The 16,205-nt window shown below is 42.0% G+C and carries 13 protein-coding genes and 1 tRNA gene; 8 read left to right on the forward strand and 6 right to left on the reverse strand.

Annotated features, from left to right (window positions below):
• Positions 1-23 precede the first annotated feature (23 nt).
• Entirely contained in the window at positions 24-1,667 is a 1,644-nt protein-coding gene (locus OIM59_RS13910; protein WP_303897250.1) for a RagB/SusD family nutrient uptake outer membrane protein, read from the forward strand.
• Positions 1,668-1,907: 240 nt separating this feature from the next.
• Entirely contained in the window at positions 1,908-3,266 is a 1,359-nt protein-coding gene (locus OIM59_RS13915; protein WP_303897253.1) for a right-handed parallel beta-helix repeat-containing protein, read from the forward strand.
• A gap of 68 nt (positions 3,267-3,334) precedes the next feature.
• On the opposite strand, the gene OIM59_RS13920 is transcribed toward OIM59_RS13915, so the two are convergent.
• On the reverse strand, positions 3,335-4,288 hold the full coding sequence (locus tag OIM59_RS13920) for an NAD-dependent epimerase/dehydratase family protein (protein WP_299171887.1): 954 nt from the start codon (positions 4,286-4,288) through the stop codon (positions 3,335-3,337).
• Positions 4,289-4,420: 132 nt separating this feature from the next.
• On the opposite strand from OIM59_RS13920, the gene kbl reads away from it, so the two are divergent.
• The gene (gene kbl / locus OIM59_RS13925; protein WP_299171890.1) at positions 4,421-5,611 is read left to right on the forward strand and encodes a glycine C-acetyltransferase; all 1,191 of its coding nucleotides are present in this window, start codon (positions 4,421-4,423) and stop codon (positions 5,609-5,611) included.
• Between the two features lie 102 nt (positions 5,612-5,713).
• On the opposite strand, the gene OIM59_RS13930 is transcribed toward kbl, so the two are convergent.
• Complete coding sequence (locus OIM59_RS13930; protein WP_303897255.1) at positions 5,714-7,135, reverse strand: ATP-dependent RecD-like DNA helicase; 1,422 nt, start codon at positions 7,133-7,135, stop codon at positions 5,714-5,716.
• A gap of 94 nt (positions 7,136-7,229) precedes the next feature.
• Between OIM59_RS13930 and OIM59_RS13935 the strand changes: the two genes are divergently transcribed.
• Genes OIM59_RS13935 through OIM59_RS13945 form a run of 3 tightly spaced genes read left to right on the forward strand, consistent with a single transcriptional unit; the run spans position 7,230 to position 9,302 of the window.
• Positions 7,230-7,916, forward strand: a complete 687-nt coding sequence (locus OIM59_RS13935) for a hypothetical protein (protein ID WP_299171896.1) — start codon at positions 7,230-7,232, stop codon at positions 7,914-7,916.
• Positions 7,917-7,920: 4 nt separating this feature from the next.
• The gene (locus OIM59_RS13940; protein ID WP_299171898.1) at positions 7,921-8,745 is read left to right on the forward strand and encodes a DUF3822 family protein; all 825 of its coding nucleotides are present in this window, start codon (positions 7,921-7,923) and stop codon (positions 8,743-8,745) included.
• Entirely contained in the window at positions 8,736-9,302 is a 567-nt protein-coding gene (locus OIM59_RS13945; RefSeq protein WP_299171900.1) for an RsmD family RNA methyltransferase, read from the forward strand. Before OIM59_RS13940 ends, OIM59_RS13945 begins: the two co-directional genes overlap by 10 nt.
• On the opposite strand, the gene cls is transcribed toward OIM59_RS13945, so the two are convergent.
• From cls to OIM59_RS13960, 3 genes are all read right to left on the reverse strand, one after another.
• Complete coding sequence (gene cls / locus OIM59_RS13950) at positions 9,262-10,692, reverse strand: cardiolipin synthase (protein WP_303897259.1); 1,431 nt, start codon at positions 10,690-10,692, stop codon at positions 9,262-9,264. The genes OIM59_RS13945 and cls overlap by 41 nt on opposite strands.
• A gap of 102 nt (positions 10,693-10,794) precedes the next feature.
• Positions 10,795-13,677 carry a TonB-dependent receptor gene (locus OIM59_RS13955; RefSeq protein ID WP_299171906.1) on the reverse strand — a complete coding sequence of 961 codons (2,883 nt, stop codon included), beginning with the start codon at positions 13,675-13,677 and terminating at the stop codon, positions 10,795-10,797.
• An 83-nt stretch (positions 13,678-13,760) separates the two neighbouring features.
• The gene (locus OIM59_RS13960; protein ID WP_299171909.1) at positions 13,761-14,171 is read right to left on the reverse strand and encodes a hypothetical protein; all 411 of its coding nucleotides are present in this window, start codon (positions 14,169-14,171) and stop codon (positions 13,761-13,763) included.
• A gap of 101 nt (positions 14,172-14,272) precedes the next feature.
• On the opposite strand from OIM59_RS13960, the gene aroB reads away from it, so the two are divergent.
• Both aroB and OIM59_RS13970 read left to right on the forward strand, forming a co-directional pair.
• Positions 14,273-15,334, forward strand: coding sequence for a 3-dehydroquinate synthase (gene aroB / locus OIM59_RS13965; protein ID WP_303897262.1), 1,062 nt, complete (start codon positions 14,273-14,275; stop codon positions 15,332-15,334).
• Between the two features lie 118 nt (positions 15,335-15,452).
• Positions 15,453-15,527: transfer RNA gene (locus tag OIM59_RS13970), tRNA-Pro, on the forward strand.
• A gap of 361 nt (positions 15,528-15,888) precedes the next feature.
• Here the strand turns inward: OIM59_RS13970 and OIM59_RS13975 are convergent.
• Entirely contained in the window at positions 15,889-16,197 is a 309-nt protein-coding gene (locus tag OIM59_RS13975) for a hypothetical protein (protein WP_303897265.1), read from the reverse strand.
• Positions 16,198-16,205 lie beyond the last annotated feature (8 nt).

Here is a 16,205-nt window from a genome sequence, read left to right on the forward strand (position 1 = left end):
GAACTTTTAATAAATTGATCATTATGAAAACAAAAATATTTATAAGCGCATTAATGGCTTGTGCAATAACCATGAGCTCTTGCAGTGACTTCCTGACCGAAGATCCGAAGGGACAAATGGTACCCGAAAATTACTTCACCTCACAGAACGACCTGGATGGTGCCATCAACGTACTATATGCCCAAGTACAATATTCCATTAACGGCACACACACTTTATCTCCTAACTGGATGGGCGATGACTTGACCGCACTCACAAGTGGAAATAAAGATGTGTATCGGGAATTTGACAGTTACAAAGTAAATGACAACAATGCCGACTCAAAGAGCGCATGGAACACCAACTATGCCATTATAAAGGCAGCGAACTTTATCATTAACAATATAGAAAAAGTACCCACAACTGAAGAAGAAATCAACATAGGAAAAGGACAAGCACTCTTTTGGAGAGCCGTAGCTTACTTTAAACTGGTACGCTGGTACGGAGAAATTCCTTTGATACTGACTACAGACTTGGATTTTAACGTCGAAAAATCCACGATAGCCCAAGTCTACACTCAAATATGCAACGATTTGGAGGAAGCTGAACGTATTTTACCTGATGCCTATACTTCTGCTCCCCGAATTGCAGACGGCCTGAATAACTACATTAATAAAGGAGCAGCACAAGCAGTATTGGCGGCTGTTTACATGGCACGAGCCGGATATCCGCTAAATGAGACTTCTTACTATACCAAAGCTGCCCAAATGGCTAAAGCTGTGATTGATGGAGCAACAAGCAATAAATACTATTACAAATTGGAAAACAACTACAAAGACCGGTTCATGTATGTGTCTAACCCCTATTCAAAGGAAGGTGTAGTAGCTGTTAAATTCAACAAAGACAATCCATGGGGATGGTCTGGATTAGATTCTTGGAACTCTGTTTGTCAAGCATACGAATCTGTCACCAATGGCGGATGGGGAGATGCCGTAGGCGAAATCAAATATTGGAAAGAAATGCCGGAAGGACCACGAAAAGATGCTATCTATGGAAGTGATGGAGGTAAAATCTTGGTCGAAAAGAACACCTATAAAGATCAAGTGATTGATTGGTACCAGAAGGATAATAATGGTGCATTCATTCTCAGTGAATGTCATCCGATGTTCCGAACCTTACTATATGGAGGAGGTACGGATGGTAGTGCAATGAATGACTATAACGACCGGGAATACACCATGAACAACGGTATCTGTAGCCAGACATTATACTTAGTTTCATACAGTGAAGTTCTGCTATGGTATGCTGAAGCACAAGCCCGCAGTGGTTCTGTCACAGAAGAAGCTAAACAATGTTTACAGGAAGTTCTGGATCGTGCATACGGAGAAGGAGTGGAAAAAGCGGAAAACTATGCCAATGACCCGACTACATTTGCAAACAAATGCTTGAAGGAACATGGATATGAAGTCACAGGATATTATGTAGCTCTTGTGGTTCGCGCCAATGACCAACTCCGTATGAATGACCTCAAGAACACATTTGCTTCACGCCAGACCAATACTCCAGTAGAAGTCGCTCCAGGCGTTTCTCTGACAGAAGGTGTGGAAGTGACAGGCAGCTGGGATGATTCACGCAACTATGCCACAATTCCTTCATTTGACGCTGATCTGAACGGAAACTTGAAATAAATTATTTTAAATAAAAGTCACAGGAAAGTCATATTTACCTGTGACTTTTCTATTTTTCCCAATTCAATACCATTCATGAAAAGAATCAAAAACCTATTTATAATCGCATCCATATATGTAGCCGGATGTACTTCCGCTCCTCCCACATACTATCTGGACGCCACAAATGGAGATGATACAAATTCCGGACTGTCTGCAAATGATGCCTGGAAAACACTGAAAAGGACAGAAAATCTTTCTATGGAAAAGGGTTCCAAACTATTATTAAAACGTGGTGAAACTTTCAAAGGGGAACTGAAAATAACCGGGAACGGAGTTTCTCAAGCCCCTATTTTCATTGACGCTTATGGTGAAGGAAAACAAAACCCACGTATCATAGGGAATGACTCTTCCATGTACGCTGTATGCATCTCCAATTCAGATTATCTAACCATCCAAAACCTAGAGATAATCAACACAGGAAAAAAAGCACTGGCCGGACGTACAGGGCTAAAAGTGGAATGCATGAATTATGGTGTATCACATAACATTAGAATTAACAATATTACTGTACGGGATGTCAACGGCTCTCTTGTCAAAGAAGAAGGAGGCGGTAGTGGAATTCTGATTGTCAACGGAGGTGACAGCATCCGTTCACGTTTTGACAGCCTGACAATTGAAAACTGTCATATCTTGCGCTGTGCACGCAATGCCATAATCTGGAACGGATATTACGACCGGAAAAACTGGCACCCCAACACACATACAATCGTCAGAAAAAATCTCATCGAAGAAGTTCCTGGTGATGGCATCGTTCCCATTGGATGCGACAGCACACTGATTGAATATAATCTTATGTGCGATTCCCCCGATACACTTCCCATGACAGAAGCAGCTGCAGGAATCTGGCCTTGGAGTTGCGACAACACCATCATACAATATAATGAAGTGAGCCATCACAAAGCACCTTGGGACGCACAAGGTTTTGATTCTGACTATAATTGTCAAAACACACTCATACAATATAACTACAGCCATGACAATTATGGTGGAATGGTTTTGATATGCAATAGCGGAGAAGCCGGAGATTATAGCTGCGGCAATATCGGAAGTATAATCCGATATAATATCAGTATCGGCGACGGCATACGTCCCAAAGAGACAAGGCAAGGGATGTTTTCACCCGGTATTCATATTGCCGGCCCAGTGAAACGGACCTTAATCGAACGAAATATCGTGCATGCCAATCACAAACCATATAGCGCTACGGACCGGACAATGATTACTTCTGATTCATGGAATGGATATGCTGACAGTACTTGCTTCCGACAAAATATCTTTTACGCCGCAGAACCCAGCCGTTTTGACCTGACCTCCTCAACTCGAAACATTTTCGAACAAAACGCTTATATCGGCTATTTCAAGAACCTGCCGGAGCATACTCCCAATCTCAATGCAGAAAATATTTACAAAGAAAAGATTCTAGATGTATCTGCCGATGGATATGAAGGTTTGTATAGTCTTATGGATTCTATGACAATAAAAGGGCACAGCCTCCACTATATAAACCCTGAATTAGCTGAAAGGTTCTTCAATACGATCTTCGTAGAGACTAAATAAAAACCAAATCCCCTCATTCTCCTGATGTCAGAAAAATGAGGGGATAATTGCATTCCAGGCTTTGTGAATTAATGTCCAAAGCGTTCTTTCAATTTGGCAAGCATATCTGTAGTCATTGCATCCAAATCATATTCCGGCTTCCATCCCCATTCCTCACGGGCACAAGTATCATCCAATGAATTAGGCCATGATTCAGCAATGGCTTGACGCAAAGGATCCACCTGATATTCCATCTCAAAACCCGGAAGATATTTCCGGATGTTCTGATAAATGGTATCCGGCTCAAAGCTCATAGACGCAATGTTAAACGAATTACGATGCACCAGCTTTGCAGGATCTGCTTCCATTATTTCAATCGCTGCTCTCAAAGCATCCGGCATATACATCATATCCATATAAGTGCCTGCCGCGATTGGACAGACAAACTTTTCACCTTTTGCAGCCGAATAATAAATATCTACCGCATAGTCAGTAGTACCACCTCCCGGAGGAGTCACATAAGAAATCAGTCCGGGAAAACGAACCGAACGGGTGTCGACTCCAAAACGCGTAAAATAATAGTCACTAAGCAATTCTCCTGAAACCTTCGTCACACCATACATTGTCTTCGGGCGCTGTATGGTATCCTGAGGAGTCTTGTCTTTCGGAGTTCCGGGACCAAACGAACCGATGGAACTTGGTGTAAAGACTGCACAATTCTTCTCACGAGCCACTTCCAACGTATTGAACAGACCGCCCAACCCGATTTTCCAAGCCAACTGAGGTTTGTTTTCGGCTACAGCTGAAAGCAGAGCAGCCAGATTATAGATAGTATCCACCTGATATTTCGTAACTGCATCGGCTATTTGCTGTGAATTGGTAATATCTACAATCGCCGAAGGGCCTGACTCTTTCAGTTCTCCTTTAGGCTCCGCACCAGGGATATATCCGGCAACCACATTTCCTGTATAACTCTTTCTCAAAAGCATCGTGAGTTCCGAACCAATTTGTCCGGTAGCCCCAATTATTAAAATGTTTTTCATTTATACGCTAGATTTTAAAATTACGAGGCAAATATACAAAAGTTATCATAGATAAAATAAAAATACGCTACTTCTTTTTTCTAAATAAAAAAAATTGCATCTTTGCATAAGCAAAAACCTTAATATCAATATATGTATACCAATTTTAAAGATTTCCTGAAAAAGGAACTTGCCGACATCGAAGCTGCCGGCTTATATAAAAAAGAACGTATCATAACCACTCCACAGCGTGCAGACATCAAAGTCAACGCAGGAGAGGAAGTGCTTAACTTCTGTGCCAATAACTATTTGGGACTTTCAGACAATAAACGTCTGATAGAGGCAGCCAAGAAAGCAATGGACACCCATGGCTACGGGATGTCGTCTGTACGTTTCATCTGTGGAACGCAAGACCTTCACAAACAACTTGAAGCTGCCATCTCTGAGTATTTCCACACCGAAGACACTATCTTATACGCAGCTTGTTTCGACGCAAATGGGGGATTATTCGAACCTTTGTTCACCGAAGAAGATGCCATCATCTCGGACGCCCTGAACCATGCTTCTATCATTGACGGTGTACGCTTATGCAAAGCAAAACGTTATCGTTATGCCAATGCCGACATGACTGACTTGGAACGCTGCTTGCAAGAAGCGCAATCTCAACGTCATCGTATTATTGCAACCGACGGTGTATTTTCTATGGATGGAAATGTGGCACCCATGGATAAAATCTGCGAACTGGCAGAAAAATACAATGCACTAGTCATGGTAGACGAATCACATTCAGCAGGTGTGGTAGGTCCAACAGGACACGGAGTAGCAGAACAGTTTGGAGTATATGATAAGATTGACATTTTTACCGGTACACTTGGTAAAGCCTTTGGTGGTGCCATGGGCGGATTTACGACAGGAAAGAAAGAAATCATTGATATGTTACGCCAGCGTTCCCGTCCATACTTGTTCTCCAATTCAGTAGCTCCAGCCATTGTAGGAGCAAGTCTGGAAATGTTCCGCATCCTGAAAGAAAGCAACGCCCTGCACGACAAGCTGATGGCTAATGTTGCTTATTTCCGCGACAAAATGCTTGCTGCAGGCTTCGATATCAAACCGACTCAAAGCGCTATTTGTGCCGTCATGTTGTATGATGCAAAACTTTCACAGGATTTTGCTGCCCGCATGCAAGAGGAAGGCATCTATGTAACCGGTTTCTATTATCCGGTTGTACCTAAAGGACAGGCTCGTATCCGCGTACAACTTTCCGCCGGTCATGAACAATGCCATCTGGATAAAGCCATCCAAGCCTTTATCAAAGTAGGAAAAGAATTAAACGTCATTAAATAACCTTCTACTAGAAAATCACATTCTCTCGAAAGGCTGCCTTTTCATCAAAGGATTGGAAGGACAGCCTTTCCGTTATACATTCCAACCACATATTACTTCCTTTTATCTTTCGGTCTGCCCTTCCGGCCAATTTACCAGATACAGTTTCTCCGTAGCACGCGTAAAAGCCGTATAAAGCCAACGAAAATAATCGGGTGAAAGCATCTCTTCGGTCATATATCCCTGATCTAAAAACACTCGTTTCCACTGTCCCCCCTGTGCCTTATGGCAGGTTACCGCATAAGCATACTTTACCTGCAATGCATTGTAATAAGGATCTTCCTTCATTTTTTTCATCCGCTCACGCTTTGTAGGCAAATCAGCATAATCTTCCAAGACAGTGTAAAACAAGCGGTCATTGTCTTCTTTCGGGAGAGAGGGGGAATCTGAATGTAAAGTATCCAGTAAAATTTTTACCTCTATTTCCTGATTATCATAATCTGGAAAAGCAAGCAATACATCTGCAAAACGGAATCCATACATTTCACGAACACGACGTACCCGGCGTACCACTGCCACATCACCATTAGCAATAAAATCAAGTTCCTTACATTCCGTTCCCCAAAAATAGTTGTTCTTGGCAATCATCAACACATCTCCCCCATTCAATTCGTCTTCCCGAAACAAAATACTATTGCGTATTCCTTTATTATATAAGGAAGCCCGTTTGTTTGAACGGCAAATAACAATGGTTTCATCCAACCCTACATGATCGTAGCATTCATTAATCGCTTCTATCAGTTCATTTCCCGGCAATCGGCATATATCCGGAAAACCCTTAAACCTGATTTGAGGATATTCTGTAAAATCATTCTCCGCAAGGTGGGCCCGCAATGCGGTGGCATTCCATAAAATTCCTGACTTTTCTCTTTGCCGCACCACTTCTGTAAGCATACATTCTGTCACCTCCAATCCATATCCTTGTAACATAGAAACAGAAAGCGCCGGACTTTCCTCTTCTCCTATAGGAGGAAGCTGTGCCGTATCTCCCACCAGCATCAGCCGACACCCCATACCATTATATACATACTGCGCAAGATCATCCAGTAGACGTCCACTTCCAAAATGTCCACCTGATAGTCCCTCATTAGCTATCATGGAAGCTTCGTCTACAATGAACAATGTATTGCGATGCAAATTCTGATTGGTCATGAAATTATCCGTTTCATTTGAGAACACTTTCTGACGATATATTTTCTTGTGTATTGTATAAGCCGGATGCCCAGCATAAGAAGAAAAAACTTTCGCCGCTCTACCCGTTGGTGCCAGCAATACCGTTTTCCACTGCAACTGTTCCAGCGTACGGACCAATGCCGCAGTCAATGTAGTCTTACCGGTTCCCGCATATCCTTTCATCAAAAAAACTGTATCTCCAGAAAGAGACAACAAGAAATCAGCAAAACTTTTCACCGCTTTTTCCTGCTCTTCTGTTGGTTTATAGGAAAAATTTCGCTTAATTTGCTGCGATAAATCATTATTTAACATAAAGCCCGTATAAAAAGTTTACCTAAGATTGACGTGGTTCAAGTAAATTATTTATTTTTGCGCTACGAATATAAACTAAAAAAACAATATTATCATGAAAACAGTTATTAATCTTGTGTTGGCCGCCTGTGTTATTTGCTTGGTATATATATGCTACGGCAGTATTATGGGCCCTATTAACTTCGACAATGAGAAAAAAGTCAGAGAAAAAGCCATTATCGCTCGTCTGATTGACATCCGTAAAGCACAGCAGGAATATCGTACTGTCCACAATGGCGCATACACTGCCAGCTTTGACAGTTTGATTGCTTTTGTAAAAACTGCAAAACTTCCGTTCATCATGAAAGTAGGTTCTTTGACAGATGACCAGTTGAACAATGGCATGACCGAAAAGAAAGCAATGGACTTGATTAATAAAGCAAAGAAAACAGGTAACTGGAGTGAAGTAGAAAAAGAAGGTCTGCAGAACTTCCGTCGTGATACCATGTGGGTAGCCGTAATGGATACAATCTTTGAAAAAGGATTCAATCCAGATTCTTTGGCATACGTTCCTTATGGAAATGGAGCTAAATTTGAAATGGCAATCCGTCAGGACACTACCAAATCTGGTGCTCCTTTGAACTTGTTCCAGGCTCAGGTTGGATATGATGTCTATCTGAAAGGGCTGAACGAACAGGAACTGATTAACTTGAAAGACATGCAGACTAAACTGGGTAAATACTGCGGTTTGAGAGTTGGTGATATTGAACAGCCGAACAATAACGCCGGTAACTGGGAATAATTCTATGGCCCAACCCATTGATTTTAATAAATCAGAACAGTATATATTATCCATCCGTCTAAGTACGGATGGATTTTCTTTTTCTATTTATCACCCTCAACATGAGAGTGAAGCCTACTTCAGTTCTTCACCAGTCAATACACAGCGGTCTATGGCCGCCAATGTAAAAGCCTATCTAACGGAAACTGAAGAATTGAAACATCCCTTCAAGCAAGTGAATATTCTCATTCATACTTCACGCTATACCACTGTCCCTTTAGAATTATATGAAGATGAACAAACGGAGCTTTTATTCTATCAAAACCTACCGGCACAAAGCAATGAAGTCATACTATGTAATATTTTAGGTAAAAGTAATGTGGTGATTCTTTTCGGACTGGACAAGCTAACACATCTATTCCTGACGGAACATTTTCCCAATGCTCGTCTATTTGCTTCTATCAGTCCGCTTGCAGAATATTTTTCACATAAATGCAAACAAAATGAAGAGCGGAAATTGTTTGCTATCTTTCATCCTGAAAGCATGGAAGTAGTTGGATTCGAAAAGGAAAAATTAATATTGCTAAACTCATATTCCACTCCCAGTCTCCACGATTCATCCTACTACCTACTCAATGTGTGGCGACAAGCCGGATTTGATCAGGAAAAAGATTCCTTGTATATTCATGGAAACGACCGGACAACACAATGGGAAGAGCTTCTTCTCTTATTACAGAAATATATACGAAAACTTTTCATCATTAACCCCCAGATGGAATTCAATGATTCAGGACTAAACCGTATCAAACACATTCCATTTGATATGCTATCTCTAACCTCATGCGAGTAATAAGCGGAATATACAAACGAAGACGCTTTGACGTCCCCCACACATTCAAGGCACGTCCTACTACGGATTTTGCCAAGGAAAACTTGTTCAACGTACTTACCAACTACATTGACTTTGAAGATGGAGTGACAGCCCTTGACTTGTTTTCCGGTACAGGAAGTATCAGTATCGAACTTGTTTCCAGAGGGTGCGACCAAGTCATATCCGTAGAGAAAGACCCACAACATCATGCCTTTATTAATAAAGTCATGAAGGAAGTCAAAACCGACAAATGCATCCCTCTAAGAGCAGACGTATTCAAGTATATCGAAAAATGTAGCATGCAGTTTGATTTTATCTTTGCGGATCCCCCGTATGCCCTAGAAAAACTGGCCGATATCCCCAACCTGATATTCCAGCACAACTTGCTCAAACCAGAAGGAATTTTTGTGTTGGAACATGGCAAAAACCTCAGTTTCGAACAGCATCCTTGCTTTTTTGAACATCGCCATTACGGAAGCGTCAATTTCTCATTCTTCAAAGCAAAGGGGCAAACAGACGTACCACAGACTCTGTAACTTTGTTTTTCCAAGAACGTTTCTCCCAAACGCGAGCTGAGAGTAACATACAATCTTTTTGGTCAGCCAAAAAGATTTCACGCAAAGCCAATGCTGTCTCCTTACCATAAAAGAAAGCATTGGCTTCAAAATTATGTTCAAAACTACGAAAATCCATATTGGTGGATCCGATTGTGGAAAACTCATCATCACATACCATCAGTTTGGAATGTAAAAAGCCTTTTTTATATAGATAAACTTTGACACCCGCCTTCATCATTTCAGACAGATAAGAAAGAGAACCTTTATGAATCAGCCAGGAGTCACCTCTTTTGGGAAGCATAATCCGTACATCTGCACCCGCCAATGCCAAAGTCTGCAACGCTGTCATAATCTCCTCATTAGGAAGAAAATAGGGAGTCTGTACATAAAAATAACGTTTCGCTCCACAAATCGCCATCATCAGTCCTTGCATGATATCACGCCATTCCCCTACCGGATCGGAAGTGACAATCTGTGCCAGCACATCTCCCTTTACTGTAATCCTTGGAAAATAAGTTTCAGAAGTCAGTAACGTACGGTCAATGGCATACCAGTCGGTCAAAAAAGCAGTCTGCAATCCATACACCACTTTACCTTCAAGCTTGGCGTGCGTATCTCTCCAGACTCCTTTACCCAGTCCTTTCACATAACGTTCTGCCAGATTCATTCCCCCTATAAAACCTACACAGCCATCAATCACCACTATTTTACGATGATTACGGTAATTCACCTTACTGGTAAACTGAGGAAAACGAACCTTCAAAAATGAAAGAGCCTCAATACCCTCACAAAGCATCTGCTCATAGAAATCATGAGAAACTTTCCAGCAGCCTACATCATCATACAGTACCCGTATCTTCACCCCTTCACGAGCACGGTCGATTAACGCATCGCGTACCAATCTGCCCACCGCATCGTCTTCAAAAATATAGAACTCCAGATGAATGTGATGATGTGCCCGGTAAATGGCTTTTAGTAAATCCGACACCATAGACACCGCATCCGTGTACACCGTTACCTTATTTCCCGCAAAAGGCAAAGCGTTGTTTACATGATTAAAAAAATCCATCAGACGTTGTTTCCCATGCTCACAGCCCACCGACGACTGTGCCTGGTAGGCTGCCATTGGACGCTTGCTCAAACGGGCATATCCCTTCCGGCTAATCAACCGTTCCTTTCGCGTGCTCCGCCCAAAAAACAAATAAAGAATCAATCCGGCAAGCGGAAGAAAGAAAAGCACCAGAATCCATGCCATGGTCTTCACCGGGCTGCGGTTATCAAGAATCACGACAAAGATGGTCGTCAGTATCACTGCAAAATAGAGGAAATAGGCTGCGGCCACAAAGATACTATTCCAGACTGTATCCATCAGACTTTGGTTTCCAACAAAAATACAAGTTATTTGGAAAAAGACAAAAAAAATACCACAAAAGTCGGATACAGCTTTTGTGGTATTTCTTCTTTTCGAATATCAGAATCGGCGAGGTCCATGTCCTCCTCCAGGACCGAATCCCGGACCTCCAGGACCACCCATACGAGGACCAGCACCTTTTCCACCAAACAAATTCAGACGATAGATAAAATGAACCATGCAGTAACTATAGATTGCATTATACTCTGTATCACTTCGCATCGCCGCACTGATTACACGGCTGATGTTGCTCTGGTTCCGTAAAATATCATAGAACTGAATGCTGACTGTTGCCGCATTCCCTTTCAGGAAATCTTGTGAAATCTGTGCATTCCAAATCAACTCATCCCGGTTCATGCTCGCATCAGCATATCCACGACGTGAATTCTGAGAAATATCTGTAGCAATCGACATATTCCAAGGGAGACGGACATTTGTACTGGCACCGTAGGAGAACTGGTAAGTATCCATGTTATTCTCCTCCTGGAAACTGTTACGGGAATGCGTATAAGCCAACGAACCATTCAGTGAAAACTCCCACCAGTCATTCCGATAAGTTCCTCTCAAACGTTCACTCAAAGAAAGCTGGCGTGTTTTGTTTTTATCAGATGCGCTTTGCGACTGTGTATCGCTCATATAACTTACAATATTGTTGTAACGCGCCATAGTGAAGGTATTGATGGTATATTTCTTATTTCTCAAAGCGGTGTTTGATCCTAAAATACCAAACAAGTTCCAGTTTCCATTAATGTTTTCCGGCTGGGTAATTGTTCCACCGGTTGTCGGGTCGTATGTACTACGGTTACTGATACTGTTCATCACGTTCTCAAACCGGAAGTGCGTCATGATACCCCGTTGCTTCTTCGTATCAAACGTATTATAGAAAGCCATGAAAGTATTTGTAAATGCCGGCTTCAATCCCGGATTTCCCCGACGGATATTCAGCGGGTCGGTCGTATCCTCAATCGGAAGCAAATCAGTCATACTCGGCTGAGAACTTCTTCCCCGATAGTTGATTCGCAACTGGCTGGTCTTAGAAAAATTATAACGGAAGTCAAAGGTCGGAGTAAAATTGAATACGTTACGGATAGCCACCGTATCCAGCTGATCCTTCTTGTAAGACAGTTTAGATTTCTGAGGCTGGAAAGAGAATCCAGCATTCAAACGCATTTTCTCACGAATCCATCTCAAAGAAATATCCGCTTGGTGATTATAGTAAGTGTACTGTGCACTCTTACTGTTCTGTGTATCCAGTTCTCCCGTATGGTCACCACCGAATCCTTGACTAATGACCCAATCCTCCGGCATCGTATAAGTTGAGTTGTCACTCTTCGAACGCTTATACTGGAAATTATAGCTGAACTGCAGGAAACCACCCTTGAAAATCGGTTCACTGTACGTAAACCGAGCACTATAATTGTAATTCAAGGTCGGTGTGGTAATGTAACGGTTCAAGATTTCCAGACGTTCGTCATCCGTTTTCTGGAAATATTCCGTTTCTGATTCGGAGAACTGCTCGCTCGAACTGTTCGTATAGTTGTAAGTTCCACGGAAAGTAATATTACGGCCGGCTTTGCCCAAACGGCGGTTAATCATAGCCGAACCTCCCACATTGAAATCACTACTCTTTTGCAAACTGTTACGTGCGATTGTATTAATAATCGCCTCTTCCGGAATCAATGTAGACAAGTTCTCACCTGCATTCAGAATCTCATCGGTAGTATATCCCGGATCCTGATTAAACGTAAACGAATTGCTATTGCTCGCATTATTATTCTTTCCATAGGTCAGACGCGGACGGATAATAACAGTAGTCATAGTATCCGGTTTCCACTCGATACGGAAATCAGCAGTCAATGAAGTTGTTTTATTCCGGTTTGCTGTCATCGCATTCTTGAATGAACTGCTTTCAGTAGACACAAAGGTTTCCGAAGCCTGCTTACTGATGATATCCGCATCCTTGTAATTGTAGTTCACACTACCACCGGTTTCCAGTTTTTCACTCTGGGTACTAAAGTTGAAACCACCCATTTTAATGCTGGTCAATCCATTTTGTCCACCCATGCGGAAACCTCCTCCACCTCCTGGATAACCATTGTCGTTTACATTGTTCATTGAGCCGATCACCGTGAACTGGTTGTCTCCCACAAAACGGTTTAACATTATCTTTCCACTGTAACGGTCTTCCGTTCCGGCAGCAAGGTCTGCATTGCCAAACCAACCTTTATTCATTCCAGGCTTCACGCTCAAATCAAGCACCGTTTCCTCTTCCCCATCATCAATACCCGTCACACGTGCCAAGTCCGACTGCTTGTCGTACGCACGTACCTTATCAATGATATTCACCGGCAAGTTCTTCATGGCGATATTCGGATCATCGGCAAAGAATTCCTTCCCATCAATCATGATTTTCTTAATTTCCTTTCCATTGATAGTAATCTTTCCATTCTCATCCACTTCAGCGCCTGGCAGTTTTTTTACCAGCTCCTCCAAAGCCGATCCCTCCGGCACACGATAAGCAGAACTATTATATACCAATGTATCTTCTGCAGCTGTTACTTCCGGAGCCTGTGCTACCACCACAGCTTCCGCCAGCATAATGGCATCCGTAGCCAGTTGCACCTTCCCCACATTTACTCGTGGAGCATTTCGCGTAAGTGCCACCTGCTTGAAAAAAGGAGTATATCCAATGTATGAAACCTTCAACAGATATTTACCAGGACGCACTGATAAAGAGAAATGTCCATTCATATCTGTCACATTTCCCACTACCATCGAACTGTCCTTCACTGAGAGAAGTTGCACAGTTGCCTGAATCACAGGCGACTTGTCTCCATCATCTATTACCGTACCCGAAACGGTACCTCGGCTGCTTCCACTTTGCGCAAAAGCGGAAATGGCTACCCCAACCATCAGCAGCATTCCCAATAAAAATCTTTTCATTGCCTTTCCTTTTTTCTTCCATTTGATTAATTGTACCTTTGACAATCATTCTGGAAAAAGGTTTAACCCTCTACCCCTATTTTTTATTTATTTTGCCGGAAATTTTTCTCAATCCGCGCTTTCTGCATCAAAAATTCTTTGCAGAACACATTAATCACCATGTAAACGATACCTACTGAATTGTCAGCTTCCTGTAAATTTCCATCATACGCCGACTTCACCAGCATCACCACATAATAAATACCCCACAAATAGAGCGAGATTACCATCGCTTTCCGACGGATAGAAAACGCTTCTTCATTTTCCTCCTTCATCCTGGACAGAAAAATCATAAACAATGAAAGCCAGATTACTACCTTCATACTCAATTTCACATACAGCAAATTGCCGTCGTTCACCTGTCCGAACATATACATCAATAAAGGTACAAATACAGCCAACAGCAATAATACATACCCCAATAAACGGCACGAGGCCGGTAAAAATCCTTTCATAACCTAATTTATTTTTATTCGCACAAAAATACTTAATTGTAAGCCAACATCTGACTTCTTCTAACTTTTTTTCTAAATTTGCGCCTAAAACAAATACACTTATGAGTAAACAGGAAGTCATTATTTGCCAAAATTTCACGTCGGAACTCAGCCTGAAGATATCCGCACATTCATACGACAAGATTTTTATCCTGACCGACGAGCATACCTGCCGTTTCTGCCTTCCCTTGCTACAAGGCATTCCCAACTTGAAAGAAGCAGAACAAATTGTCATCGGTCCAGAAGACATCCATAAAAACCTGGAGACATTGGCTTATGTATGGAACCAGCTCAGCAGCCGGGGAGCCACTCGTCACACGCTACTGATTAATCTGGGAGGAGGAATGGTAACCGACTTGGGAGGGTTTGCCGCCGCCACCTTCAAACGAGGTATTTCATACATAAATATCCCCACGACACTACTTTCCATGATAGATGCAGCCGTTGGCGGAAAGACGGGTATCAATTTCAACGATTTGAAAAATGAAATCGGCGCTTTTTATCCGGCAGATCAGGTGTTGATTGACAGTGAGTTTCTCAAAACCCTTGACATACAGAACCTACTTTCCGGCTATGGAGAAATGCTGAAACATGGTCTCATCAGCAATCAAGCACACTGGAGCGAGCTGCTCAAATTCGACTTTAACCAGATAGATTACTCCAAGCTACAAACCCTCATCGGACAATCCGTAAAGGTAAAAGAAGATATTGTGGGAAAAGACCCCTACGAACAAAACATACGGAAAGCATTGAATTTCGGTCATACCATCGGACATGCTTTCGAAAGTTTTGCCTTAAAGAGTGAACACCCGGTGCTTCACGGCTATGCCGTATCCTGGGGAATGGTTTGTGAACTTTACCTTTCCCACCTTCGTTGTGGTTTTCCCAAGGAAGCATTACGAACCACCATCCAGTTCATTAAAGAAAACTATGGCAGTCTTTACTTTACATGTGATGACTATGACTCTCTCTACGACTTGATGAAGCATGACAAGAAAAATATAGCATCCGGTGTAATCAATTTCACCCTGTTAGGAGGAGTCGGCGATATCCGTATCAACCAGACCGCTTCGCAGGAAGAAATTTACGAACTGCTTGATTTCTATCGCGAAACGATGGGATAGACTTCTTAACCGAAAAAAGTCTTTTCCAGAGACCTGAATAGAATTTCAAAATTGAAAGAAATAATTGCGGAAAAAGTTTGCTTATTCCGAATAAAGCACTACCTTTGCATCCGCAATTCGGGGTGTAGCTCAGCCCGGTTAGAGTACGCGTCTGGGGGGCGTGTGGTCGCTGGTTCGAATCCAGTCACCCCGACTGGTGAAAATGAAGGAGTTAAGTCGTTGACTTAGCTCCTTTTTCTTTTGTAAATGACACATTTATGACACAAATCAAGATGTTTCCATCGCTATATCACTTCGATTAAGAAACAAAAATAAAAATAGACAAGGAGATATTTCTTTTCTTTATACCTATCTACTGTAGTTCATTCATCAAAATATATAAAAGCCACCATTTCCTGTTGGATACTGTTTATTATGATATATGGAAATTTTGGGGTAAAAATTATCCTTCAACAGAAGATTTTGTATTTCCTTTATTATTTTTAGAAATAGAAAAGTTCCACCAGCATCAAGCTGGCAGAACCATTTATTACAAGGTAGTGTTACAAGTCTTATCATTTCCGATGAGAACGTTCCTTATCCATCTGTTTAAATTCTGTTTTCTGTTCATCGGTCAACAGAGCTTCTATTTTTTTGTTCAGTTCCTGCATGGCAGTTCTACGCTCTTCACGCGATAAATCCTGCTTGAAGAAGTCTGTATAAAGCGTCGTAATCTGTTTTTCCTGTTCATCGGTCAGATTCAACTTTTTATCAAGTTTTTCCACCATCTGTTCAGGAGTACGGGTGTTTCCACCTTTACGCTGTGCATCCGCCGGTTGCAGACCCAGCATAGTCACAAGGGCTACAAAAAGAATTTTCTTCATTTTCAACT

The organism is Bacteroides mediterraneensis, from assembly GCF_025993685.1.
GTDB classification, from domain to species: Bacteria; Bacteroidota; Bacteroidia; order Bacteroidales; family Bacteroidaceae; genus Phocaeicola; species Phocaeicola mediterraneensis_A.

Excerpts from the sequence above, each read along its gene's own strand:
- OIM59_RS13910 (WP_303897250.1), top strand. The coding sequence starts at position 24 with ATGAAAACAAAAATATTTATAAGCGCATTAATGGCTTGTGCAATAACC.
- OIM59_RS13915 (WP_303897253.1), top strand. The coding sequence starts at position 1,908 with ATGGAAAAGGGTTCCAAACTATTATTAAAACGTGGTGAAACTTTCAAA.
- OIM59_RS13920 (WP_299171887.1), bottom strand. The coding sequence starts at position 4,288 with ATGAAAAACATTTTAATAATTGGGGCTACCGGACAAATTGGTTCGGAA.
- kbl (WP_299171890.1), top strand. The coding sequence starts at position 4,421 with ATGTATACCAATTTTAAAGATTTCCTGAAAAAGGAACTTGCCGACATC.
- OIM59_RS13930 (WP_303897255.1), bottom strand. The coding sequence starts at position 7,135 with ATGTTAAATAATGATTTATCGCAGCAAATTAAGCGAAATTTTTCCTAT.
- OIM59_RS13935 (WP_299171896.1), top strand. The coding sequence starts at position 7,230 with ATGAAAACAGTTATTAATCTTGTGTTGGCCGCCTGTGTTATTTGCTTG.
- OIM59_RS13940 (WP_299171898.1), top strand. The coding sequence starts at position 7,921 with ATGGCCCAACCCATTGATTTTAATAAATCAGAACAGTATATATTATCC.
- OIM59_RS13945 (WP_299171900.1), top strand. The coding sequence starts at position 8,736 with ATGCGAGTAATAAGCGGAATATACAAACGAAGACGCTTTGACGTCCCC.
- cls (WP_303897259.1), bottom strand. The coding sequence starts at position 10,692 with ATGGATACAGTCTGGAATAGTATCTTTGTGGCCGCAGCCTATTTCCTC.
- OIM59_RS13955 (WP_299171906.1), bottom strand. The coding sequence starts at position 13,677 with ATGAAAAGATTTTTATTGGGAATGCTGCTGATGGTTGGGGTAGCCATT.
- OIM59_RS13960 (WP_299171909.1), bottom strand. The coding sequence starts at position 14,171 with ATGAAAGGATTTTTACCGGCCTCGTGCCGTTTATTGGGGTATGTATTA.
- aroB (WP_303897262.1), top strand. The coding sequence starts at position 14,273 with ATGAGTAAACAGGAAGTCATTATTTGCCAAAATTTCACGTCGGAACTC.
- OIM59_RS13975 (WP_303897265.1), bottom strand. The coding sequence starts at position 16,197 with ATGAAGAAAATTCTTTTTGTAGCCCTTGTGACTATGCTGGGTCTGCAA.